Consider the following 21,897-nt stretch of genomic DNA (forward strand, 5'->3'; position numbering starts at 1 on the left):
TAATAGAAGTACAGTGCCGTAGCGCTAAGGCATCTGAAGTTTGCAGACCGTGGATGCTGAAAGCGCTATGTTCTTTCTATCATGAAGAATCACCGGCGGGCATGCTGATAAATTTCATAACGGGAATATTTGGTCAATAAAAAACTATCCTAATTATTACAGCCACTACCTGAAATCGTTACCTCTCGCTTATCTTCACTAATGCTAAATGTGGAATTGTTAATCTTACACAACATGGATAAAATGAACGGTAGATTGGCTGCCTGGTCAAAACTCGCCAGGAAAGTGCAGTGCGCAAGTGCCGAATTATCAAAGTGAATATCTACACCATACTTCCGGCTAAGACGATTGGCAACTTCTTCAAAGGTTTCATTGTTTACTTCAAAGCTGCCGTCTATCCAGGCTTTATATACGACTGCGTTTACTTGTTTTTCTCTGATCGCTCCTGTGATTGATTCCAGCGCGATCTGTTTGTTGGCAGTGAGCACTTTCAATTGCTGATGCTGATCTTGTACCTGAACTTTGCCGGTGGCGACGGTGATGAGTACTTTTGGATCATTTTTGTAAGCTTTAATGTTGAAAGATGTCCCTAAAACGGTGGCGGTACAGGGGCCTGCTTTAACGACGAAAGGCCGGCCGGCCGCCTGCTTAATATTAAAGAAGGCCTCGCCTTCCAGCATTACTACTCTTTGGTTGTCAGTTTCGTTGTACGTTAATTTACTATCTGCATTGAGCCATACCTCAGAACTATCCGGCAATAATAAGCGGTTCTGGTGCTCACGGGGAACATATACAGCCATTTGCCGCTGTAACACTGGCCTGTTATAATAATGATACCCGCCTATCATCAACAACAACACAGCTGCAGCTACCCCTATCCATTTAAAAGGCATTCCAGGCCGCCTGCCAATCTCAATTCCCCGCCTGATCCTTGCCCCCATTTCCGCATCCGGAACCGGCGTAAGCATCGCTTCCTGCTCATGGTACCACTCCTGCAAGCGCTGTATTTCAGCAGGCGTTGCGGTGCCATTCAGCCATTTTTCAGCTAGTTCCTGGATGTTTTCTCCTGACATGGGAATTGCCCTTTTATAAGTAGAGTATATTTTAAAAGGAATACCCTTGGTCTTTCAAAAAAAATATCACATAAATAAAGTCGTATATAAAGTGCCCAGTTTTAAACGCACAGTTTTTAGTGCGCGGGTCAGATGTCCTTCAGCAGTTTTGACGGAGATATTAAAGGACTGGGCAGATTCAGAAAGCGCATGATCTTTCAGCTTATTATCAGCAAATACAAGCCGGCTTTTTTCAGGTAGTTCCGCAGCAATCGCATCTACCAGTTGTAAGAGTAAACGGGCATTCACAATGGCTTCTATATCCGGTGCAGATTGCGTCATGGCAGCCATTTCCTGCATACGGGTGCGAATGGTCTCCTGACGGGCATGATAATGAAATATAGCGTAACGGGTAATAGCGAAGAGATAACTTTTTAAAATTTCCACCTCAATGGTATGCCGCTTTTCCCAAAGAATAATAAATGTATCCTGTACAATTTCTTCTGCAATTTCTTTGGAAGGAAGCCGCTTGTAAGCCACGCGGAATAACTGCTCCCAGTAGCGGGAGTATACTTCATTAAAAGCCGGAATAGAATCCGCTTTTATCAAATTCCATAGATCGGAATCCTGATGAAGATGCGCATTTTTCACGTGGTACTTATAAAGTATATATTATAAGTGTGTAATCTACAATTATTTTTTCTTTTAAACAACATTCGTCAGGGCTTAGCAGTGAATCAGGCTGAATTTAATTATGCCCTCCACAGACCTCCTACGAATCCCCTGTTTACTCCGCATTCACTGCATTCATCATCGTCACACCCACCACACCCGCAGTTTCCGTACGCAACCTGGTTTCACCAAGTGATACAGGTTTAAATCCCCTACCAAGGGCCATTGTAATTTCTTCGGGCGTAAAATCTCCCTCAGGTCCAATCAGGAGCAATGAATCTTTCCCTTTTTCCATCGCCTGCCAGAGATGTTGTTTTTGTTCAGGTAAACAATGCGCAATCAATAATTGCTCAGCAGGCGGCTCAGCTACCAGTTTATCAAAACTCAGTGGCGCCGTTAAATCCGGCAGGTAATATTGCTGGGATTGCAGCATAGCAGAAACAAGGATATTCTCTAACCTGTCCACCCGGAATTTTTCCTTTTCAGAACGATGACTGATCAGGGGTATAATTGACTGAATACCAATTTCTGTGGCCTTCTCCAGGAACCACTCAATACGCGAAGTATTCTTTGTAAACGCAATCGCCAACCTTACAGGTGCCGCTACCGCCGGCATCAGGGTGTATTGAGAAATGGAAAGCACACATTTCTTCCGGTTATCATCCGTAATCACTGCCTGGTAACGCCCTCCTTTCCCATCCGTCAGCGCTACCTCATCCCCTGCAGTATGGCGCAATACCATAATGCAATACTTGGAACCAGGTTCATCCATTGTATATGTGGCTGCAGTTGGCAGCAGTTCTTTTGCGTAAAACATGGGTGCAAAGCTATCTAATTGATCTGAAAAATGACCTATACAGGATGTAAATCCTGCTTTAACTCAAGTCGCAAATCCCCTCATAATTGACGTACCCACCCCTCACAACTTATTCTGAACAAAATTATGTTTGCAATTGTAAATTATATCATATGAAAGCGACTAAAATCATTTACTGGATCACGACCATCCTCTTTTTCCTCTTCGAAGGTGTCATGCCTGCCATCTATGGCAATTCTGACCTGGCAAAACAAGGGTTTGCACATTTAGGATATCCTGAATACTTCCGTGTACTACTTACCATCTTCAAGATAACAGGTGCCCTGGTACTCATCCTCCCCTTCTTCAAAGGCAGAATTAAAGAATGGGCTTACGCAGGCTTTACCTTCAACCTGATCAGCGCTGCAGTATCCCATGCCGCTGTCGATGGCTTGTCAAACGGACAAACATTCTTCCCGGTCTTTGTCATGCTGATCCTGGCCATCAGCTATTTCACCTATCATAAACTTTATGGCGTATCTTCAGGGCTATAAAACCATACAATGCCACTGAAGACACCCATTGTTCTATTGTTAGCTTGCCTGTCGGCTAGCGTTCACGCACAAACTACCGCTTTACGGAAAACGATCGATTCCATTGCCACACATTCCAAATCACGTATCGGCGTTGCTGCCCTGCTGCTGGAAACCGGTGATACCCTTACCTACAAAGGCAATGATCATTACCCTATGCAAAGCGTGTACAAGTTCCCGATCTCCTTCGCCATCCTGCATCAGGTAGACCTGGGAGAATATAAACTGGATCAGAAAATCACCATCACCAATGATGACATCCTGCCATTAGGACATAGCCCTATACGTGAGGCCCATCCACACGGTGGCGCAGATATGACAATCCGGGAAATCTCCAGGTTGAATATCCAGGAAAGTGATGGCACCGCCTGCGATGTACTGCTCCGTTTACTGGGCGGTACCAAAAAAACAGATGATTACATTAAGAGTCTGGGCGTAAAAGGTATCAACATCGCTACCACTGAAAAGGAACAGCAAACGAACGATACCATCCAATATCGCAACTGGGCAACCCCCATCGCAATCACCCAATTGTATAAGGTCTACTTCCAGAGCAACATTCTCTCTAAAAGTTCATACGATGTACTCTGGAAAGATATGACAGAATCACATCCCGGTCCTAAACGCATCAAAGGCCAGCTACCTGCCGGTACAATTGTTGCGCATAAAACAGGTACCTCCGGTACACATAACGGGTTTACCGCAGCCACAAATGATACCGGTATCATTATCTTACCAAATGGGAAACACCTGATCTTAACAGTCTTCGTCTCAGATTCAAAAGGAAGCGAAGCGGAAAGAGAAGGCTGGATAGCACAGATCTCAAAAGCCGTATATGATCATTTTAAATGAAGGTGAGTTTTTAGGGGTCAATGAACGCACCAGCGTACAGCATGACCTGATCCTCAGCAAAACAGCACATCTGTATGGTGAGACAGCTATGCATGCCCATAAAAACGACTATTTCAGTATCCTCCTCAGCGGAGAATATCTTGAAAACTTCAGAAATGAATCTATCCTGATCAAACCAGGAGACATTGTATACAGAAGACGGGATCACATCCATAAAAACGAGTTCGTCACTGACACCGTTTCCTGTATCAATATTGAAATCTCTCATACAGAAAATGAAAATTTCTTCCTGTATACAAAAGAGAATAAAGGCTATTTCTATCAACTAATTGTAGACTTCTTATTAAACAAATCCTTTGCTGCAGATCCCGGTTTCTTTGGTGACCAGCCATTGCCGGAACCGAATAAAAACCTCACATGGCTCATACAATTAATCGGGATCCTGCATGCAGAGAAAGATGTTTTTCATACCCCCCACTCACTCGCACAAAGGGTATTTGTTCACCCCAATTACCTCGCCCGCGCCTTCAAAGAAAAAACCGGGAACACCATCGGCACCTACCAGCTAAAAATCAAACTGAATCACGCCGTACAACAACTCCTGAATACCCCGAAAACTATCTCCGATATCAGTTTCGAAAACGGCTTTTATGATGATGCCCATTTTATCCGCTCATTTAAAAAAGCCTATCATATCTCCCCCTTACAATTCCGCAAACTGCTGAAAAGTTAATTGTATACAATTTTAGCAAGCGCCCTTACACTTGTTTTGTATAAAAAACAATGCGGCTTATTCTCTGCTTACTACTATTCCCGCTTTGCACCTTTGCCCAGTCCGACTCAAGCCGGTTTTACAGCCTGTGCTTAGATGCCAACGTATCCAGGGCCATGCAATACGTGCCCGAAAGCCTTGCCCCTGATTTTGAAAAACGTTTCAAATATGAAAACGACCAGTCTGATTACCTGGCAAAACATAGCTCCGGCATCGATTCATTACTCCTGATCTTTCACCACTACTGGCGACAATCATTATTAGATAGTACTAAAAACTATGATGGAGAACTGGCAACAGAACTATGCCATTTTTTTAATGTAACAGGTACAATGCCTGTTGATTCATTGAATGTACCCTTCAATGCCTATATCAAATCAAAAAACTACTATGCTACGGACGGTATTGGAAAGGTGGGTAAACTGTACGACCTGCTGGTATGGCGAAAACAAACGGACACCACTTACGCTTTTCATCTCAACAAAGAGCATTTAAATGTACGGGTCGTACTCATGCAGAATTTTGTTACGCTGGGCTGGGAAGAATACGCCTCCTTAGGGAAGTTCTACCCCGGTGGATGGGCCGTGACCGATGCCCTGTATTGTGTAGCGGATGCCTACGACAGGAAAAGCGAAAAATTCCTTGTCAGCTACCTTGCACATGAAGGCCGGCACTTAAAAGACTATGAATTATTTCCCGGCATCGAAGGCAAGGACCTTGAATACAGGGCCAAGCTGACTGAACTCAGTATGGTAAATAGCATGATGTATTCACTGATAAATTTCTTTATCAAAAATGCCAATAAGTACAGTGTGAACGAACACCCACTGGCCAATTACAACGTGATGAGCGCATTATCAAAACGCCTTTTCCACAAGGAATTTGAAGAAGATATCACCCAATGGAAAAAACTTTCCGTGCAGCAGATAAATAAAGCAGCAGATCAGTTACTGCTTACAAATACAAAAGCTATGCGGAACTTATATAAGCATAAGAGGAAGGAGGATAAAGGCTGATAACCCGTACATCTCTTACAGGATAAATAATCCCGGTTGAAATGAAAACCATCTCAACCGGGCCATATTCTTTTCTTAAAATAATCTCAATCTTCGGTTCGGCCATCCCTTCTTTCAGCAAACCCTTTGCACGACCTACCATTTGCCGGTATACCCTCACATCCCCAATCTCCAGCTCCCTATACACCCGCGACGCCAAAGGCGAAGCAATCTTCATTCTCCCGGCATCTTCTATCAATGATTTAAACGCCGGATCCTTCTTCACCCGCTTCGCAGTCAGAGAACTTTTTACGCGCAGCATAAACCTTCCGCTCTTCATAGGAGCGATGGTTAAACCCTGCTTTGTGCGTTGCCTGAAAGGCCGTTCTCCGTGTATAATCATACTATGAATATACCGCTTTTCCGTCACGATACCCTTGTAAAAGCGTTCAATTGAGTAGTCTTATGCTGGAACCTTAAGAACAATAAAACCGATGCAGCGAGTAATCCGAGTAATAGCCCCCACCAGATACCCTGGATGCCATAACCCAGATGTATCCCTAATAAATAAGCAGCCGGTAATCCCAATACCCAATAAGCCAGCATGGTAATGATCGTAGGTACCTTCACATCTCCCAATCCACGCAATATACCCAGGCCTACGACCTGTGTACCATCGAACAACTGGAAGAAAGCTGCTATCAGGATCAGATGCGCCGCAATGTCTATTACAGCAGGATCATTGATATACATGAGCGGCAATATCCTACATCCCACCAAAAAGATGAAGGCTGTTGTACCCATCATCATCAACACCATATGATAACTCGCGATCGCAGATAAGCGTAACTCCTTCAACTGCTTCGCACCAAAATGATTGCCACTCTTAATCCCCGCTGCCGCAGAAATCCCACTTGCCATCATGTAAGTAATAGAAGCCAGGTTGATCGCAATCTGATGCGCTGCCTGTTCTCTTGCACCAATCCATCCGGCCATAATAATCGCACTACTAAAAGCACTGATCTCAAACACATACTGCAGGGCAACCGGCGTACCAATACCCAGTATTTTCTTAATCATCTCCAATGAAAAATACCTGTTCCGGAACTCCTTCAGATAAGGTTTGAAACGATTCGCTGTCAGCACATACCAACACATTGCCACAGCCATCAGGATCCGGTCAGTCAAGGTACCAATACCCACACCAATCACACCCAGTTTAGGTAATCCACCAATACCGTATACCAATGCAATCCCCACTACAATATTCACCATGTTCCCGATAATGCTGATATGCATGGCCTGCTTGGTAAACCCGAGCCCCTCCGCAAATTGCTTAAAAGACAGGAACACCATCAAAGGAAAATAAGATAACCCTAATAATTTCAGGAATGGCTTAGCCTGTAAGGCAACTTCAGGTACCTGGTCTAATTTATACAAGTAATTACTCCCTGCATAAATCAATGTACTCATCAGCACCCCCATCACTAAATTAATCACCAGGCTATGACGCAGCAGGTTGCCGCAAGCCGTTTTATTCTGCCGGCCATACTCCTGTGCAATCAATGGTGTCAGGCCATAAGACATGCCGATACCGATTACCATACAGATAGAAAAAATACTGCTACCCAGCGCTACAGCTGCCAATGGTACATCGCCGGTATGCCCGATAATAATGGTATCAGACAGGGCCACCAATGTATGCCCCAGCTGACTTATAACGACCGGATAAGCCAGTTTAAAATTGTCTTTATAATAAGTTTGATACTTAGTCCACACGTTGATAAAATTTAAATCATTTTCATTTTTTAAAAGCCGGCCGCAGGCCATCTCTTCACAAATACCGAAATAAAAAAAGGCGCTTCGGTGAAGAAGCGCCTTATATCTTAAACCTTTTTATTGCTAAAAAGGCGCCTCTTCATCGAAGTCCATATCATTCATACGTGATCCTTTCTGGATATACAGCTTCGCTTCATCTGTCGCACCGCCATAAGAATCATTCCCTGAATTTGAAACCGGCATAAAGTTGCCGCCACCGCCACCAGGGTTCTCCAGACTACCATCATCCTCAAAGCGCTGGAATTCCAGGATCGCTCTCAGCTTGATCGTATCCAGCTGACCATTACGGTGTTTTGCAATACGCACGTGAGTTTCACCTTTATTAGATTCACCCATCTCATTCGTATTGATCTCGTAATACTCAGGACGGTACAGGAACATTACCATGTCAGCATCCTGCTCGATCGCACCAGATTCACGCAAGTCAGACAGCTGAGGCATCTTGTTACCATCCTTTCTCTTTTCCACATCACGGGAAAGCTGTGATAAAGCAATGATCGGTACATGCAGTTCCTTCGCCAGGCCTTTCAGATCCCTGGAGATCTTGGAGATCTCCTGCTCACGGTTACTACCCTTACCATCCGCATGACCACTCATCAGCTGCAGGTAGTCAATGATGATCACACCTACACCATGGTTATGTACAAGACGACGGGCTTTCGCACGCAGCTCGAAGATGTTCAGTGCCGGGGTATCATCAATAAAGATGGGCGCTTTCGCCAGTCTTTCGATACCATGGGTCATCAGCTTCTTCATCTCGTATTCTTCCAGCTTACCTCTGGTGATCTTTTCCAACTTAATCTCTGACTCGGCAGAGAGAATACGCTGTACGATCTGCCCGGAGGACATTTCAAGGCTGAACACGGCCGCACCTTTCGGGAAGCGGGGATGCAAGGCTGCATTTCTGGCCAGGTTCAGGGCGAAAGCGGTCTTACCCACCGCAGGACGTGCCGCGATGATGATCAGATCCGTTGACTGCCAACCATAAGTCACCTTATCCAGAGAAGGGAACCCGGAAGGTACCCCTGTGATATCATCGCCTTTATTACGCAGGTCCTCGATACGCTTCATGGTATTCACCAATACGCGGTCGATGCTGTCATAGTTCTTACGCAGGTGATTGTTCGTCACCTCAAAGAGTTTACTTTCGGCACTGTCGAGCAGGTCGAAAACGTCGGCAGTATCTTCGTATGATTCAGATAAAATTTCTCCTGAAATGCGGATTAACTCTCTCTGAATGAACTTTTGCAGGATGATACGGGCATGCGCCTCAATATTGGCAGAAGACACCACCATATTAGTAAGACGTGTAATATAATAAGGTCCGCCCACTATCTCCAGTTCACCCATTGAACGTAACTCTTCTACCACTGTGAGGATGTCCACAGGCATGGACTTGCCCGCCAGGCGGGTCATGGCACTAAAGATTTTCTGATGTGCTTCTACATAAAAACATTCACCTTTCAAGATCTCTACCACGGTGTCAAACGCCCCTTTCTCCAGCATAATGGCTCCCAATACGGCCTCTTCCATTTCCTTTGCCTGAGGAGGAATTTTACCGTACATCATGGTAGATACGTCAACGGACGGCTTACGTCGCCCGCTGCGGTCTTTCTTTAGATTGAGATCCATTTATTTATTAATCTGATTCTGTTAGCTAAAAAAACTATATGTCGTGGCTATCCTTAGTTTCTTTTACAATTTTTTATACCTGTTATGTCCTTTATCGATTGTCCAAATTGTAAAGCTTATTAGGGCCGTAAAAACTAAGGTAACCGCATTTATTCATTTAACAAGGATTGATTGCTGATATAGTTTATAAGACCAAATTCACAGGATATACACCCGCAAAATGTCAGTTATCCACTGACTAGTAGTACATTATTCACATTATTAACACGCAATCCCCATACAAAGGTGCACATAATCACAAACATTGTTAAAAAAGTTTTTCCCCAATGGTTTGGAGATATGCGCAATGTGTGTATCGCCGGACTTATCCACATCCTGCAAAGATCGCACCTTTTTGGTAGAGATTGCTAACACATCTTAGTCACTTTTGTGCAATACTGGATTTTTAGGGGTTGGGCTAACAGCGAGCCTCCCATTCTCTTTACTCATTGGCACATTCGTACATTAATTTTACCTTTACGGACTTATTAATTATACAAATGACTATTTCATACAATTGGCTGTGTGACTATTTGCCGGTGAAACCAACACCGGAGGAACTATCTGTGATCCTGACACGCATAGGTCTGGAAGTTGAAAGCCTGGAAAAATTCGAATCTGTAAAAGGCAGTCTGGAAGGACTCGTCATCGGCGAAGTACTCACCGCAGTACCACACCCTAATGCAGACAAACTGAAACTGACTACTGTCAATATTGGTGCAGCAGAGCCCCTCAACGTCGTTTGTGGTGCGCCCAACGTTGCTGCCGGACAAAAAGTAGTAGTAGCCCCTATCGGTGCCACCATCTACCCATCCTCCGGAGAACCGCTGACCATGAAAAAAGCAAAGATCCGTGGCGAAGAAAGCCATGGTATGATCTGTGCTGAAGACGAAATCGGCCTCGGTAGCAGTCATGCAGGCATCCTGGTGCTGGATCCTTCCCTTACCCCAGGTACCCCTGCCCGCGAAATATTCAAACCCTTCGAAGATTGGGTGTATGAAATCGGCCTCACCCCTAACCGCATGGATGCCATGAGTCATCTGGGCGTTGCCAAAGATGTGTGCGCTTACCTGAATAATATCGCTAATACGCTGGATAACAAAGCGAAAATCCCAACCCTGGCAGCATTGCCGGAGGCAAAAGAGCGCTACGATATCAGCGTGAGCATCGAAAATACCACTGCCTGCCCCCGTTATGCAGGTATCACCCTCACAGGTGTGAAAGTTGGCCCTTCTCCTGAATGGCTCACACATCGCCTGCAGGCTATCGGTATCCGCTCCATTAATAATGTAGTGGATATTACCAACTTCATCCTGCATGAAACGGGTCAGCCACTGCACGCCTTCGATGCTGATACCATCAAAGGCCGTAAAGTGATTGTCAAAAACCTGCCACAGCATACCCTTTTCACCACCCTCGATGAAAAGGAACGTAAACTGGACGCCGCTGACCTCGTCATCTGCAATGCAGATAGCGAACCTATGGCCCTGGCGGGTGTTTTCGGTGGCCTGCACACAGGTGTTACCGAAAACACTACTAATATCTTCCTCGAAAGCGCCTGCTTTGCTTCCGCCAGCATTCGTCCTACCTCTTTCCGCCATGGATTGCGCACAGACGCTGCTGCCCGTTTTGAAAAAGGTGTGGATATCTCAGGTACCGTATTCGTTTTACAACGTGCCGCGGCCCTGATCTGTGAACTGGCGGGTGGACAAGCCGCCTCTACTATTGTGGACGTTTATCCACAACCTAAACCAGCTGTGGAAGTGGAAACCTCCTGGAACTATATCCAGAAACTGAGCGGTAAAGCTTACCCTGCTGATAAAATCGAACGCATCCTCCTTAGTCTTGGATTCACATTCGTATCCAAAACTGAAGAACGCTTCCGCGTAGCAGTGCCTTTCAGCAAACCAGATATCAGCATCCCTGCAGATATCGTGGAAGAAGTAATGCGTATAGATGGTCTGGATAACATTGATATCCCTACACAGATAACCATCACCCCCTCTCCGGCTGCCCGTCCTGACAAGGAAAGGATCCGTGAAAAGGTGGCTAACTACCTGGCATCTAATGGTTTCAACGAGATCTTCACCAACTCCATCACGAACAGTAAGTACTATACCCCAGAGGTATTGGCAACGACCGTTCGCATGATCAACAGTCTGACTGAAGACCTCGACATTATGCGCCCTTCCATGCTGGAAACCGGCCTGGAAAGCGTAGCCCACAACCTGAACCGCAGAAACGATAACCTGCTGTTCTTCGAATTCGGTAATACCTACGCCATCACCGGCGAACATAAATATGAGGAAACAGCTCACCTGAGCCTCTACCTCACAGGTCAGAAAGTGGCAGAAAGCTGGCTGCACAAAGCAGAACCGGTTGACTTCTACTTCCTCAAAGGCTATGTGCAAAATGTATTGCAACTCCTGGGTATCAAAGGATGGCAATATAAAGAAGGCGAAAACAATACCTGGGAGATCGTGGTGAAAAACAAATCAGTGGTGACCCTCGGCGCTGTGGATAACACAAAACTGAAACAGTTCGACATCAAACAGGCCGTATGGTTTGCAGATTTCAACTGGCTGAATTTGATAAGCCTGTTGCAGAAAACGGAAAGCTTCTATAAAGAAATTCCGAAATTCCCTTCTGTACGCCGTGACCTGGCCCTGATCCTGGACAAACAGGTGAAATACGCAGCGGTAGAGGCAGCAGCAAAACAGGTGAAATCACCACTGCTGCAGGACCTGAACCTCTTCGACGTATTCGAAAGCGAAAAACTGGGTACAAACAAGAAGTCTTATGCAGTGAGCTTCACCTTCCAGGATGCACAGAAAACGCTGACAGACAAGGAGATCGATGCTGTTATGGAAAAGCTCATCAAAACCTTCCAGACACAACTGCAGGCTGAGATCAGAAAATAATGTTGGATGGCTCCACTCAGGTATAATAGCCCGGGTGGAGCATTTTGCCAATTTCTCTTAATAATTAATCTCCGGTAATTTCTATTATCAATTCATAATCCGTAATTTGTACTCATAAGTACATTTGAACATTGGCTTTGGAGCAACACATACTGAGAATCGAAGAAAAGCTGCAACAGTTGCTAAAGAAATTGCAACAGGTGCAGTCGGAGAATGTTTCGCTCAAAGAGACCTTACAGATCAAGGACAACGAACTGATAATGAAGCAACAGCAGATCGACGAACTGGATAATAAGTTACACTTAGCCAGGATTGCCGGTGCTGCACAGGGAACACCCGGAGATAAAGAGGATGACGAGGAGTTTAAGAGGGAAATGCGCAATAAGATCAATGAATATATCAGGGAGATTGACCGGTGTATCGCCTTATTAAATATATAAACGACACAGCATGGAACCGCTGATCCCCATTAATATCATTGTAGCAGACAGGTCCTACAGAATAAAAATCAAGCCGGAAGAAGAAGAGGAAGTACGCCGTACAATGAAGGAAGTGAACGAAAAGATCATAGAATTCAAGACAGCGTATGCGGGCAAAGACTTACAGGATTACATCGCCATGGCGCTGATCATGTATGCTACCCACCCTGTCACCCATGGCGGAAAAGTGCAGGCTGGTCTGCAACCATTTTTGGAGGAGAAACTGCAACATCTGGAGACATTGATCGATGAGCACTTAAAATAGTCAACCAATCCCGGTTCAGGAAATGCAAAATTCATTGGTATCATTATGATTTATTCCAGGTCCTTCGAAACTCATGCGTTGGAGATTCGGGTGGATTTTCAGGAAGAAAATTATTAATAATGCTTTGCCGGGTCTTATTAATAATTTAAAAATGAAGGAAATATATTAATATGCACCCTGAAAAGGAAGATGTTTGTAATAAAAAATGTTGAGTCTGGTAAGTGGAGGGGTCTAGGAAGGGACTGAAATATCTTGAAAAGTGGATTTCTAGTAAGTAATATATTCTTATATAAATACGATATAGTAAATTAACGTTCAGCAAATTATTGTCGCTTCCCCGTTCATGAAAGCTACGCCTGATGGCATGTTTTGCGATCCGGCCTGCCGAAAAACCTACAAATCCTCAACAGTACTGCATTGCAGCACATTCTTTTTTGTATTTTCGCGAATCGGTTCTAAACCCTTTACCTTTTCCACGGATAAGGAATGTGGCCAGGAATGCAACATAAATCAAGTTAAAATTATTGAAATGGAATCTACTTTAATCGTAGCAATAACAGCAGTAGCTGCGTTGATCATAGGAATACTGCTAGGCAAGGTTATATTTGCTAAAAACACACAGATAAAAATACAGGAAGCTGAGGCACAGGCTGCAAAGATCGTAGAAGATGGGAAAGTAGCCGCTGAAAACGAAAAAAAGAACAGAATCCTGGAAGCAAAGGAGAAATTCCTGCAGTTGAAAAGTGAGCATGAAAAAGAAACCCTTGCACGCAACCAGAAAATGGCAGATGCAGAAAACCGCATCAAACAGAAAGAACAGAGTCTGACACAAAAGACAGACACCATAACGAAACAGATGCAGGAGAACGAGGCGATCAAGGAAAACCTGACCCGCCAGATGGAGCTGGTAGCTGTAAAACGCACAGAACTCGAAAAACACCAGGAAGAACATATTCGCCGTCTTGAAAAAGTAGCGGCCCTTACAGCAGAAGAAGCACGTCACCAACTCATTGAAAGCCTGAAAGAAGAAGCACGTTCACAGGCCCTGTCTCACATCCAGGAGATCATCGAGGATGCTAAACTGAAAGCAAACAAGGAAGCTAAGAAAATCATTATACAATCCATCCAGCGTACTGCCGCTGAGCAAACCATCGAAAACGCTATTACCGTTTTCAACCTGGAAAGTGATGAAATCAAAGGCCAGATCATTGGCCGTGAAGGTCGTAACATCCGCGCTATCGAAGCAGCTACTGGTGTTGACCTGATCGTAGACGATACCCCTGAAGCTATTGTATTATCTTCTTTCGACCCATTACGTCGTGAAATCGCTCGTCTGTCTCTGCAAAGACTGGTACAGGATGGCCGTATTCACCCTGCACGTATCGAAGAAGTAGTAGAAAAAACCAAGAAACAACTGGAAGAACAGGTTATGGATATCGGTGAAAGAACCGTGATCGAACTGGGTATCCATGGTTTACATAAAGAACTGATCAGACTTGTAGGTAAGATGCGTTTCCGCTCTTCTTATGGTCAGAACCTGCTCATGCACTCCAAAGAAACTGCTAACCTCTGTGCAGTAATGGCAGCAGAACTGGGTCTGAACCCTAAACTGGCTAAACGTGCTGGTCTGCTCCACGATATTGGTAAAGTGCCTGATGAAGAAACAGAACTGAGCCACGCATTGCTGGGTGCTAAACTGGCTGAGAAATATGGTGAACATGCGGCGGTAGTAAATGCGATCGGTGCACACCACGATGAAATGGAAATGCAATACGTGATCTCTCCAATCGTTCAGGCTTGTGATGCCATCTCTGGTGCACGTCCTGGTGCACGTCGTGAGATCATGCAGAGCTACCTGCAGCGTATTAAGGATCTGGAAAACCTGGCCCTGGCACATGATGGTGTGGAAAAAGCATACGCTATCCAAGCCGGTCGTGAACTGCGTGTAATCGTTGAGAGTGAAAAAGTAACAGATAACGATGCAGATCGCCTGTCATTTGAAATAGCGAACAAGATTCAGAATGATATGCAGTATCCTGGACAAATTAAGGTGACTGTAATCAGGGAGAAACGTGCTGTTAATGTAGCGCGCTAAATCATCAGAATTAATATATTTAAAGCAGGCTTGGAAGTCAAATTCCAGCCTGCTTTTTTAATTCCACTAATTCCATAACGCTATGATTATGCATCCCTTAGAATCAAAGATTGAAGCCGCGGTAAAATATCTTTCCTCGTTTAATGCAGATAAAGCACGTGTAGGTATCGTGTTAGGAACTGGTCTGGGGCAGTTAGTACAACACATTACGGTGAGCAGAGCCATTTCTTATTATGAAATCCCTCATTTTCCTATTTCCACGGTAGAATCACATAAGGGCCAGCTGATCTTTGGGAAAATCGGCGACACACCTGTTGTTGCGATGCAGGGGCGGTTTCATTTTTATGAAGGCTACACTATGCAGCAGATTACATTTCCGATTCGGGTAATGAAAGCTTTGGGAGTGGAAAAACTCTTACTAAGTAATGCCGCGGGTGGGATGCGACCGGCATTCAAAAAAGGAGATATGGTGTTGCTGGATGATCATATTAACCTGCAACCTGAGAGTCCATTGCGTGGCTTGAATTCACCGGTGTTTGGAACAAGATTTCCGGATATGAGTATGCCATATGATGAGGAATTAGGGAAGATGCTGAAAACGGCAGCACATAAAGTAGGGTATTTTTTAAGGACTGGCGTATATGCAGCGGTGATGGGGCCAAATCTGGAGACGAGAGCGGAGTATCGGTTTTTGCGCTTGATAGGAGCTGATATGGTGGGAATGAGTACGGTGCCGGAGGTGATAGTGGCGAACCAGATAAAATTGCCATGTGCAGCAGTGTCAGTGATAACGGATGAGTGCGATCCGGATAATTTACAGCCGGTAAGTATAGAGGAGATTATTGAGGTGGCAGGGAAAGCGGATAAGAAGCTGAGTGAGATTTTTGTGGAGGTGGTGAAGCAGCTGTAAGAGGAATAATTTTAGGAGCTGGCCGCCGGCCTTTTGCATAAACTAAAAACGCTTTTGCCATCCGGCAAAAGCGTTTTTGTTGTTTTATTTTGAATTAGATTCATCATCATCTTCATTTTCTTCATCTTCTCCTTCAAAATCATCCCCTTCATCTTCAAAGTCATCATCATCCTCATCGTCTTCTTCATCGTCATCATCTTCTTCCTCATCATCAAAATCATCATCTTCTTCCTCACCAACTATATCTCCCTCCTCCGTACTTTCCTCTTCACTCAAGGCTTCATTCTCCGCCACAACGTCTTCACCTTCTTCCGCCCTACCTTCTTCAATCTCACCTTCTTCAACCTCATCTTCCCTAACCTCATCTTCTTCATTTTCATCCTCCTCCACTACCGCATCTTCCTGCCCCAAAGGCAATTCCAGCTGCCCGCCACTCACCTCATCTTCAATCACCAGCAAAATCTCCTCCTCTACCAACTCCCCATTCTCTGACACCCGCAATATCATCGCATCATCTCCAGCTCCATTCCCATTCTCCAATCCCGCTATCAGCGTTGGCTGCACATCCTCCTCAAACACTTCCTTCAACTTCGGCAGGTCATTCGGTGAGTTCAATCCAAAATAATCCATAAACGCCTTAGAAGTAGAATACAACAACGGCTTCCCTGGCAGCGTCTCACTACGCCCTGAAATCACAATCAACTCCTTCTCCAGCAATTTAGTAATGGAGTAATCCGTACTCACCCCACGAATATGCTCAATCTCTCCTTTAGAAATAGGTTGTTTATACGCCACAATCGCCAGCGTTTCCAACGCCGCTGTAGACAACCTTTTCAGGAACTTATCCCCATTCAGCTGCGCCACCGTTTGATAATATTCCTTCTTAGTCAGGAATTGAAATCCACCCCCACTCTCCTTCACTTCAAACGCATAAAACTCCGTGCTATACTTTTCCCGTATAGCCTCAATGGCTGTCTCCACCTGGTCAACAGTCACCCTGTCTTCCAGAAAAGCCAGCGCATTATTTAACAAGTCGGTGATATCCAGCACGGGCAGGGGTCTGTCAGCAGCGAATATCAGTGATTCAACATGAGGTATGATCTGTGAGATTTCCATTATCCGGTTTTCAATTGCTGGCGTCAACGCCTATAAGCTAAAAAGTCAAAGACCGAAAATACAGTCTTTGACCTTTATGATAAAATCTAAAAATATCGATGTTAATACGATGTGTATAAGTCAGGCATTACCCCATCAGGCGCAACTAATCCATTTCTGTTTTAATCTATCAGCACATTAGCCGTAACCAATCTTATACGATCAATCAGCAACTTAGCCTTCCAGCGCAGCTGCACCACTCACGATCTCAGTCAGCTCAGTTGTAATCGCTGCCTGACGTGCACGGTTGTAGCTGATCTTGTAATTACGCAGCAGTTCGTTTGCATTTTCTGTCGCCTTATCCATCGCAGTCATACGCGCACCATGCTCAGAAGCATTTGCATCCAGCATCGCTTTGTACAACTGAGTATTCAGGATCTTAGGCATCAGCTCAGCAATCAAAGTATCTTTCTCTGGTTCGAAGATAAAGTCCGCTTTCGCTAATTTCTTACCCTTACTATCTGAAACTTTTTCCTCTACTTTAGCGATAGGCAGGAATTGCTCAGATATAAAGAACTGAGTAGCAGCATTTTTGAACTGGCTATAGATAATCTCAACAGCATCATACTGACCACTGGTGAAACCGTCCATTGCTACCGTAGCAGCTTCCTTCACATGATCGAAATCCAGGTGTGCAAACAGGTGCCAGTAAGTTTCGTTCATTTTGTAACCATTCTTAGCAAAATGCTCCCAGCCCTTCTTACCGATAGGCAGGATAGTTACACGACCTTTCTCAAACTGTTCCTGGTATTTTTCACGGATTACCTGCTTAGTCAGCTTGATCAGGTTTGAATTGTAAGCACCACATAAGCCTCTGTCCGAGGTTATTACGATCAGTAATACCTTTTCAACAGGACGCTCTGCTGCCAATGCCAGGTCGAGGCTGCCTTCACTGTTGGAAACAATGTTGGACAACATTTCCTGCAATTTAACAGCATAAGGACGCATGAGTAAGATAGCATCCTGCGCACGACGCAGTTTAGCAGCACTCACCATTTTCATGGCTTTTGTAATCTGCAGGTTGGACTGTGTGGACTTAATTCGGTTGCGAACTTCTTTAAGCTGACCGGACATAATGTTTTATGTATTACGTAAAGTTTATATGACTAAAAGCCCTTTGGGAGCTCCTGAATTTGGCTGCAAAGGTAAGAAAAAGTAATTAAGATTGGTAGGATTGTGGATAGTTTGCCAGGGAAGCAGTATTGATCCTCGTCATATATTAATAAAATGAAATGACTGGATTTGGCAGCTGAATTTTAAGGTTAAAAAATGACTCGATTTAGCCATCAGCCAGAAAACTATTTTCCCAAAAAAGGTTTTCATTCCCCCTGGTGAATTCCCTTTCCGTGATTTTCTTATTTCCCCGCCTCCGGCACTGAATCCGTCCAGGTCTCATTCCCCTCTTTATCCACATACCCCACTCTACCATTCAACTTAATCAAGCCTCTCCCATTTTGAAAAATAATCGCATTATCATACTTCGCCGCAATCACCTCCTTATTTGTCATATCAATAAACCCAAACTTCCCACTCACGCCCACCGGAGCCAGGCCCTCATTAAAATTTCCTACTTTGTCATACACCACAGGAATCACCACATCCCCCTTCTCATTGATAAACCCAAACTTACGATCCACCTGCACCCATGCCAGCCCATCCTTAAATTGTCCAACCTTATCATATTGACCCCCAATCACTTTTCCTGTTTTCAGATCTGCACGGCCACACTTTTCCTCATTATAGACGAGTACACTATGATGACTTACCCCACTGATCATATCATAAGTTGGTTTCAAAATCACCTTCCCCTTATTATTCACCATGCCATATAATTCTCCCACTTTAATCCTCGCATATCCCTCCTTTTCCGGTTTTACCTCATCATAGATGGGAGCTACCCATTCCTTACCCGTGCTATCCAACAGCCCCTGCTTCTTTTTCTTACTCACGAAGAAGTACTTCCCCTTCACCCAGGCAGAATCATATTTATAAGCAGAATGTTTTCCATTGGCAAACACAAATCCGTATTTCCCTTTTGATTGCACAGCTGCTGCACCATGCATGAATGCTCCAGCTGACTCATATTGAGCGGGGATGATTTCATGACCAGCAGTATCCCGGAAGCCATATTTTTCCTCTTTCTGGAATTTAACCAGGGAGTCAGCTTGCTGCGCAAATCCAAAAATTGTTGGACATAGAAGTAGTGAGAGCAGGAAAAATCGTTTCATAGGAAAAGGATTGTATACCAAAAATAATAAATATCATTGAATTATGTAGAAAAAGGCCTTCGCTCACACGAAGGCCTTTCCTAAATTTCTTATTCCAGAAATGACGCTTTCTTAAATCAATTCTTTCTCTAAACTTTCTATTCTTAAATCTTACATCACTTCTTTCCTGGAATTTCTTAAACTATTTAACTTCTTAGTCACTTACAACTTAATCTCTGTTCCCAACACCTTCAAAAACGCCGCTATCCACTGCGGATGCGCAGGCCATGCCGGCGCTGTCACCAAATTTCCATCCGTCACCGCCTCATCTACATTCACGGAAGCATAATGCCCTCCCGCTATTGTCACCTCCGGCCCCACCGCCGGATAAGCAGTCAGTGTCTTTCCTCTTACCACATCTGCCACTGTTAAAATCTGGATACCATGACAAATAGCAGCAATCGGCTTATCAGCATATGCAAAATGTTTTACCAGTTCAATCACTTTCGCATTCAGTCTTAAATACTCAGGGGCTCTGCCACCTGCTATGACTAATGCATCATAATTCTCTGGTTTTGCATCCGCAAACGAAGCATTCAGCACAAAATTATGCCCACGTTTTTCGCTGTACGTTTGGTCCCCTTCAAAATCGTGGATGGCAGTGATGATTTTGTCTCCTGCTGATTTATCAGGGCATACAGCATGGACGTTATGACCGACCATGAGGAGCATCTGAAAAGGTACCATGGTTTCGTAATCTTCGGCATAGTCTCCGGTGAGGAAGAGGATGTTTTTTTGAGCCATGAGAGTAGGGGGTTTTAAGGGTGAGATTAAAGATAGTGAATAAATTTTGTTCAAAAATATGCAACCTCTTTCCTGAGAAAAGCAACTAATAATGCCAGGAAAAATCATATTTATGGAGACACAATTCGATGAATCCATCTTACCAATAAACAAAAAGCCTCAATTGTGTCATCGGCGATGACACAATTGAGCTTCCTAATATCAATACCCCGGATTCTGCCTAAACTCATTACTACTCCTATCAATCTGATCCTGCGGAATCGGCCGCAACACATGCTTCTCCTCTATATTCGTTCCCCCCTGCGGATTATGCAACCTCACCCGCTCCAACAACTTCCCCGTCCTCACCAAATCAAACCACTGCAGCTGCTCCCCTACCAACTCTCTCCCCCGCTCATCCAATATAAAATCAATACTCAAATCCGATTCCCCAATCTTCATTGCCTCCCTATGCGCCTCCGTCTCCACATCACTCATCCCCACCTTCGCCGCACGAACCCGCAACTTATTCATATACCCCACCGCTGTCGCATTATCGCCCATCTTCATATACGCCTCCGCCGCTATCAAATAATCCTCCGCCAACCTAAACGCTATAAACGGCCTCACCCCCGAAGCCTGATTATCCGGCCGCAACGCATCCGCAAACTTATTCAATGAAGGATACAATTTCTCCGTATAATTCCGGGGCGGCACATACAAATACTTCTTACCCGCTATCTCCCCATCCGTTACATCCACCCCAGGCATATACACCGAAGTATCACCCACCTTCAACTTATCCGTTGCCGTATTACAATACCAAACCCTCGTAAAAAACTTCTCATAACGACAATCATTCACCCTGTCCTTATATAAGGTATCCAACAAAAACTTTGTAGGCCGATAACGTTTCCACGGTGTACCATTTGCCAGGTCCCTCTTCATCCCCGCCAATACATCATACTGCATCAAAAAGAACCTGCACGCATTATTATCCGATGAATTATACAAGGCATCATTGATATACTGCACCGCAAACACCGTCTCACTATTCTTCTCATTCCCCTGCGCCCACACCTGCCCTACATCCGGCAATAACTGAAACCCATACTGCGATATCACCTTCGTTGAATAATACGCTGCACTATCATAATCCGTACCCACCGCCGAAGCAGAAGATGCACGGGTTAAATACACCCTCGCCAGCAAATGCTCCGCCGCCGGCTTCGTCGCCCTTCCCCAATCCGTCTGCGATGCCGGCAACACCGCTGCCGCATATTGCAAATCACTGATCACCGCTGCATAAATCGCTGCCACCGGATCACGATGTGCCTCCCTCTCTATTGTCGTATTCTCCTTCAAATTCAAAGGCACATCCCCAAATAATTGCAACAAAATAAAATAATAATTAGCCCGACAAAAACGAGCCTGCGCCAGCCCGGACACCTTCACAACTGAATCCAAACTTACTATCGCATCCGCTCTCGTCGTCACTACATTACACACATTAATCGCCTGGTAAAACCCATTCCATATCTCCCGCAAATGTGAATAACTTGGATTCAACTGTGATGTATACTGGTTCGCAAACTTAAAATCCCCATCCGACCCATTCGTATACGTATCCGTTCCAAACACACTCACCGTCATCCCTCTCTCCGTACTATAAAAATTCCTCAACGCTGCGTAACTACTACTCACCGCCGTCGTAAACCCTCCCGGCGTATTATAAAAATCATCCGTCACATTCGTCACCACATCCTCATCCAACATCTTATTACACGATACAACCACTATTAATATTAAGAATAAGAACTTTTTCATCTTCAAATGTTTT

20 protein-coding genes are annotated in these 21,897 nt (G+C 44.6%); 9 read left to right on the plus strand and 11 right to left on the minus strand.

Annotated features, from left to right (window positions below; genetic code table 11):
• Nucleotides 1-149: 149 nt before the first annotated feature.
• The 3 genes from U0033_RS16180 to U0033_RS16190 form a co-directional block, all read right to left on the minus strand.
• Nucleotides 150-1,073, minus strand: a complete 924-nt coding sequence (locus U0033_RS16180; RefSeq protein WP_072359479.1) for a FecR family protein — start codon at nucleotides 1,071-1,073, stop codon at nucleotides 150-152.
• Nucleotides 1,074-1,139: 66 nt separating this feature from the next.
• Nucleotides 1,140-1,703: a sigma-70 family RNA polymerase sigma factor gene (locus U0033_RS16185; RefSeq protein ID WP_072359481.1), complete on the minus strand. Its 564-nt coding sequence runs from the start codon at nucleotides 1,701-1,703 to the stop codon at nucleotides 1,140-1,142.
• Between the two features lie 136 nt (nucleotides 1,704-1,839).
• Nucleotides 1,840-2,541 (minus strand): RsmE family RNA methyltransferase, encoded by a 702-nt coding sequence (locus U0033_RS16190; RefSeq protein WP_072359483.1) that lies wholly within the window; start codon nucleotides 2,539-2,541, stop codon nucleotides 1,840-1,842.
• 152 nt (nucleotides 2,542-2,693) lie between these two features.
• On the opposite strand from U0033_RS16190, the gene U0033_RS16195 reads away from it, so the two are divergent.
• Genes U0033_RS16195 through U0033_RS16210 form a run of 4 tightly spaced genes read left to right on the plus strand, consistent with a single transcriptional unit; the run spans nucleotide 2,694 to nucleotide 5,753 of the window.
• Nucleotides 2,694-3,074 carry a DoxX family protein gene (locus tag U0033_RS16195; protein WP_072359485.1) on the plus strand — a complete coding sequence of 127 codons (381 nt, stop codon included), beginning with the start codon at nucleotides 2,694-2,696 and terminating at the stop codon, nucleotides 3,072-3,074.
• Between the two features lie 9 nt (nucleotides 3,075-3,083).
• Nucleotides 3,084-3,965 carry a class A beta-lactamase gene (gene bla, locus U0033_RS16200; protein WP_072359487.1) on the plus strand — a complete coding sequence of 294 codons (882 nt, stop codon included), beginning with the start codon at nucleotides 3,084-3,086 and terminating at the stop codon, nucleotides 3,963-3,965.
• Nucleotides 3,949-4,698, plus strand: coding sequence for a helix-turn-helix domain-containing protein (locus tag U0033_RS16205; protein WP_072359489.1), 750 nt, complete (start codon nucleotides 3,949-3,951; stop codon nucleotides 4,696-4,698). The genes bla and U0033_RS16205 overlap by 17 nt, the downstream gene beginning before the upstream one ends.
• Before the next feature lie 50 nt (nucleotides 4,699-4,748).
• Nucleotides 4,749-5,753: a hypothetical protein gene (locus U0033_RS16210; RefSeq protein ID WP_143150675.1), complete on the plus strand. Its 1,005-nt coding sequence runs from the start codon at nucleotides 4,749-4,751 to the stop codon at nucleotides 5,751-5,753.
• On the opposite strand, the gene U0033_RS16215 is transcribed toward U0033_RS16210, so the two are convergent.
• From U0033_RS16215 to dnaB, 3 genes are all read right to left on the minus strand, one after another.
• Nucleotides 5,707-6,135, minus strand: coding sequence for a hypothetical protein (locus U0033_RS16215; protein ID WP_143150676.1), 429 nt, complete (start codon nucleotides 6,133-6,135; stop codon nucleotides 5,707-5,709). The two genes, U0033_RS16210 and U0033_RS16215, sit on opposite strands and share 47 nt — an antisense overlap.
• A 23-nt stretch (nucleotides 6,136-6,158) precedes the next feature.
• Entirely contained in the window at nucleotides 6,159-7,511 is a 1,353-nt protein-coding gene (locus U0033_RS16220; RefSeq protein WP_083571479.1) for an MATE family efflux transporter, read from the minus strand.
• Nucleotides 7,512-7,634: 123 nt separating this feature from the next.
• Entirely contained in the window at nucleotides 7,635-9,203 is a 1,569-nt protein-coding gene (dnaB, locus tag U0033_RS16225; RefSeq protein WP_072359497.1) for a replicative DNA helicase, read from the minus strand.
• 539 nt (nucleotides 9,204-9,742) lie between these two features.
• On the opposite strand from dnaB, the gene pheT reads away from it, so the two are divergent.
• From pheT to U0033_RS16250, 5 genes are all read left to right on the plus strand, one after another.
• Nucleotides 9,743-12,163 (plus strand): phenylalanine--tRNA ligase subunit beta, encoded by a 2,421-nt coding sequence (gene pheT, locus U0033_RS16230; RefSeq protein ID WP_072359499.1) that lies wholly within the window; start codon nucleotides 9,743-9,745, stop codon nucleotides 12,161-12,163.
• 137 nt (nucleotides 12,164-12,300) lie between these two features.
• Nucleotides 12,301-12,603 carry a hypothetical protein gene (locus U0033_RS16235; RefSeq protein WP_143150677.1) on the plus strand — a complete coding sequence of 101 codons (303 nt, stop codon included), beginning with the start codon at nucleotides 12,301-12,303 and terminating at the stop codon, nucleotides 12,601-12,603.
• Between the two features lie 10 nt (nucleotides 12,604-12,613).
• Nucleotides 12,614-12,907, plus strand: a complete 294-nt coding sequence (locus U0033_RS16240; RefSeq protein ID WP_072359503.1) for a cell division protein ZapA — start codon at nucleotides 12,614-12,616, stop codon at nucleotides 12,905-12,907.
• Between the two features lie 529 nt (nucleotides 12,908-13,436).
• Nucleotides 13,437-15,002 (plus strand): ribonuclease Y, encoded by a 1,566-nt coding sequence (gene rny, locus U0033_RS16245; protein WP_072359674.1) that lies wholly within the window; start codon nucleotides 13,437-13,439, stop codon nucleotides 15,000-15,002.
• An 88-nt stretch (nucleotides 15,003-15,090) separates the two neighbouring features.
• On the plus strand, nucleotides 15,091-15,912 hold the full coding sequence (locus U0033_RS16250; RefSeq protein ID WP_072359676.1) for a purine-nucleoside phosphorylase: 822 nt from the start codon (nucleotides 15,091-15,093) through the stop codon (nucleotides 15,910-15,912).
• Nucleotides 15,913-15,996: 84 nt separating this feature from the next.
• Here U0033_RS16250 and scpB read toward each other — a convergent pair whose 3' ends face one another.
• The 5 genes from scpB to U0033_RS16275 form a co-directional block, all read right to left on the minus strand.
• Nucleotides 15,997-17,028, minus strand: a complete 1,032-nt coding sequence (gene scpB, locus U0033_RS16255) for an SMC-Scp complex subunit ScpB (protein WP_072359505.1) — start codon at nucleotides 17,026-17,028, stop codon at nucleotides 15,997-15,999.
• Nucleotides 17,029-17,241: 213 nt separating this feature from the next.
• The gene (gene atpG / locus U0033_RS16260) at nucleotides 17,242-18,141 is read right to left on the minus strand and encodes an ATP synthase F1 subunit gamma (RefSeq protein WP_072359507.1); all 900 of its coding nucleotides are present in this window, start codon (nucleotides 18,139-18,141) and stop codon (nucleotides 17,242-17,244) included.
• Nucleotides 18,142-18,422: 281 nt separating this feature from the next.
• Nucleotides 18,423-19,295 (minus strand): WG repeat-containing protein, encoded by an 873-nt coding sequence (locus U0033_RS16265; protein ID WP_072359509.1) that lies wholly within the window; start codon nucleotides 19,293-19,295, stop codon nucleotides 18,423-18,425.
• A gap of 201 nt (nucleotides 19,296-19,496) precedes the next feature.
• Nucleotides 19,497-20,078 carry a DJ-1/PfpI family protein gene (locus U0033_RS16270; protein WP_072359511.1) on the minus strand — a complete coding sequence of 194 codons (582 nt, stop codon included), beginning with the start codon at nucleotides 20,076-20,078 and terminating at the stop codon, nucleotides 19,497-19,499.
• Nucleotides 20,079-20,279: 201 nt separating this feature from the next.
• Entirely contained in the window at nucleotides 20,280-21,884 is a 1,605-nt protein-coding gene (locus tag U0033_RS16275) for a RagB/SusD family nutrient uptake outer membrane protein (RefSeq protein WP_072359513.1), read from the minus strand.
• Between the last annotated feature and the right edge of the window lie 13 nt (nucleotides 21,885-21,897).

The organism is Chitinophaga sancti (assembly GCF_034424315.1).
Taxonomy (GTDB): domain Bacteria; phylum Bacteroidota; class Bacteroidia; order Chitinophagales; family Chitinophagaceae; genus Chitinophaga; species Chitinophaga sancti.

What these genes read in the sequence shown, in the direction of transcription:
- scpB (WP_072359505.1), bottom strand. Translation starts at nt 17,028, where the DNA reads ATGGAAATCTCACAGATCATACCTCATGTTGAATCACTGATATTCGCT.
- U0033_RS16240 (WP_072359503.1), top strand. Translation starts at nt 12,614, where the DNA reads ATGGAACCGCTGATCCCCATTAATATCATTGTAGCAGACAGGTCCTAC.
- rny (WP_072359674.1), top strand. Translation starts at nt 13,437, where the DNA reads ATGGAATCTACTTTAATCGTAGCAATAACAGCAGTAGCTGCGTTGATC.
- U0033_RS16270 (WP_072359511.1), bottom strand. Translation starts at nt 20,078, where the DNA reads ATGGCTCAAAAAAACATCCTCTTCCTCACCGGAGACTATGCCGAAGAT.
- U0033_RS16205 (WP_072359489.1), top strand. Translation starts at nt 3,949, where the DNA reads ATGATCATTTTAAATGAAGGTGAGTTTTTAGGGGTCAATGAACGCACC.
- pheT (WP_072359499.1), top strand. Translation starts at nt 9,743, where the DNA reads ATGACTATTTCATACAATTGGCTGTGTGACTATTTGCCGGTGAAACCA.
- U0033_RS16190 (WP_072359483.1), bottom strand. Translation starts at nt 2,541, where the DNA reads ATGTTTTACGCAAAAGAACTGCTGCCAACTGCAGCCACATATACAATG.
- U0033_RS16195 (WP_072359485.1), top strand. Translation starts at nt 2,694, where the DNA reads ATGAAAGCGACTAAAATCATTTACTGGATCACGACCATCCTCTTTTTC.
- U0033_RS16265 (WP_072359509.1), bottom strand. Translation starts at nt 19,295, where the DNA reads ATGAAACGATTTTTCCTGCTCTCACTACTTCTATGTCCAACAATTTTT.
- U0033_RS16215 (WP_143150676.1), bottom strand. Translation starts at nt 6,135, where the DNA reads ATGATTATACACGGAGAACGGCCTTTCAGGCAACGCACAAAGCAGGGT.
- U0033_RS16275 (WP_072359513.1), bottom strand. Translation starts at nt 21,884, where the DNA reads ATGAAAAAGTTCTTATTCTTAATATTAATAGTGGTTGTATCGTGTAAT.
- U0033_RS16210 (WP_143150675.1), top strand. Translation starts at nt 4,749, where the DNA reads ATGCGGCTTATTCTCTGCTTACTACTATTCCCGCTTTGCACCTTTGCC.
- atpG (WP_072359507.1), bottom strand. Translation starts at nt 18,141, where the DNA reads ATGTCCGGTCAGCTTAAAGAAGTTCGCAACCGAATTAAGTCCACACAG.
- bla (WP_072359487.1), top strand. Translation starts at nt 3,084, where the DNA reads ATGCCACTGAAGACACCCATTGTTCTATTGTTAGCTTGCCTGTCGGCT.
- U0033_RS16180 (WP_072359479.1), bottom strand. Translation starts at nt 1,073, where the DNA reads ATGTCAGGAGAAAACATCCAGGAACTAGCTGAAAAATGGCTGAATGGC.
- dnaB (WP_072359497.1), bottom strand. Translation starts at nt 9,203, where the DNA reads ATGGATCTCAATCTAAAGAAAGACCGCAGCGGGCGACGTAAGCCGTCC.
- U0033_RS16250 (WP_072359676.1), top strand. Translation starts at nt 15,091, where the DNA reads ATGCATCCCTTAGAATCAAAGATTGAAGCCGCGGTAAAATATCTTTCC.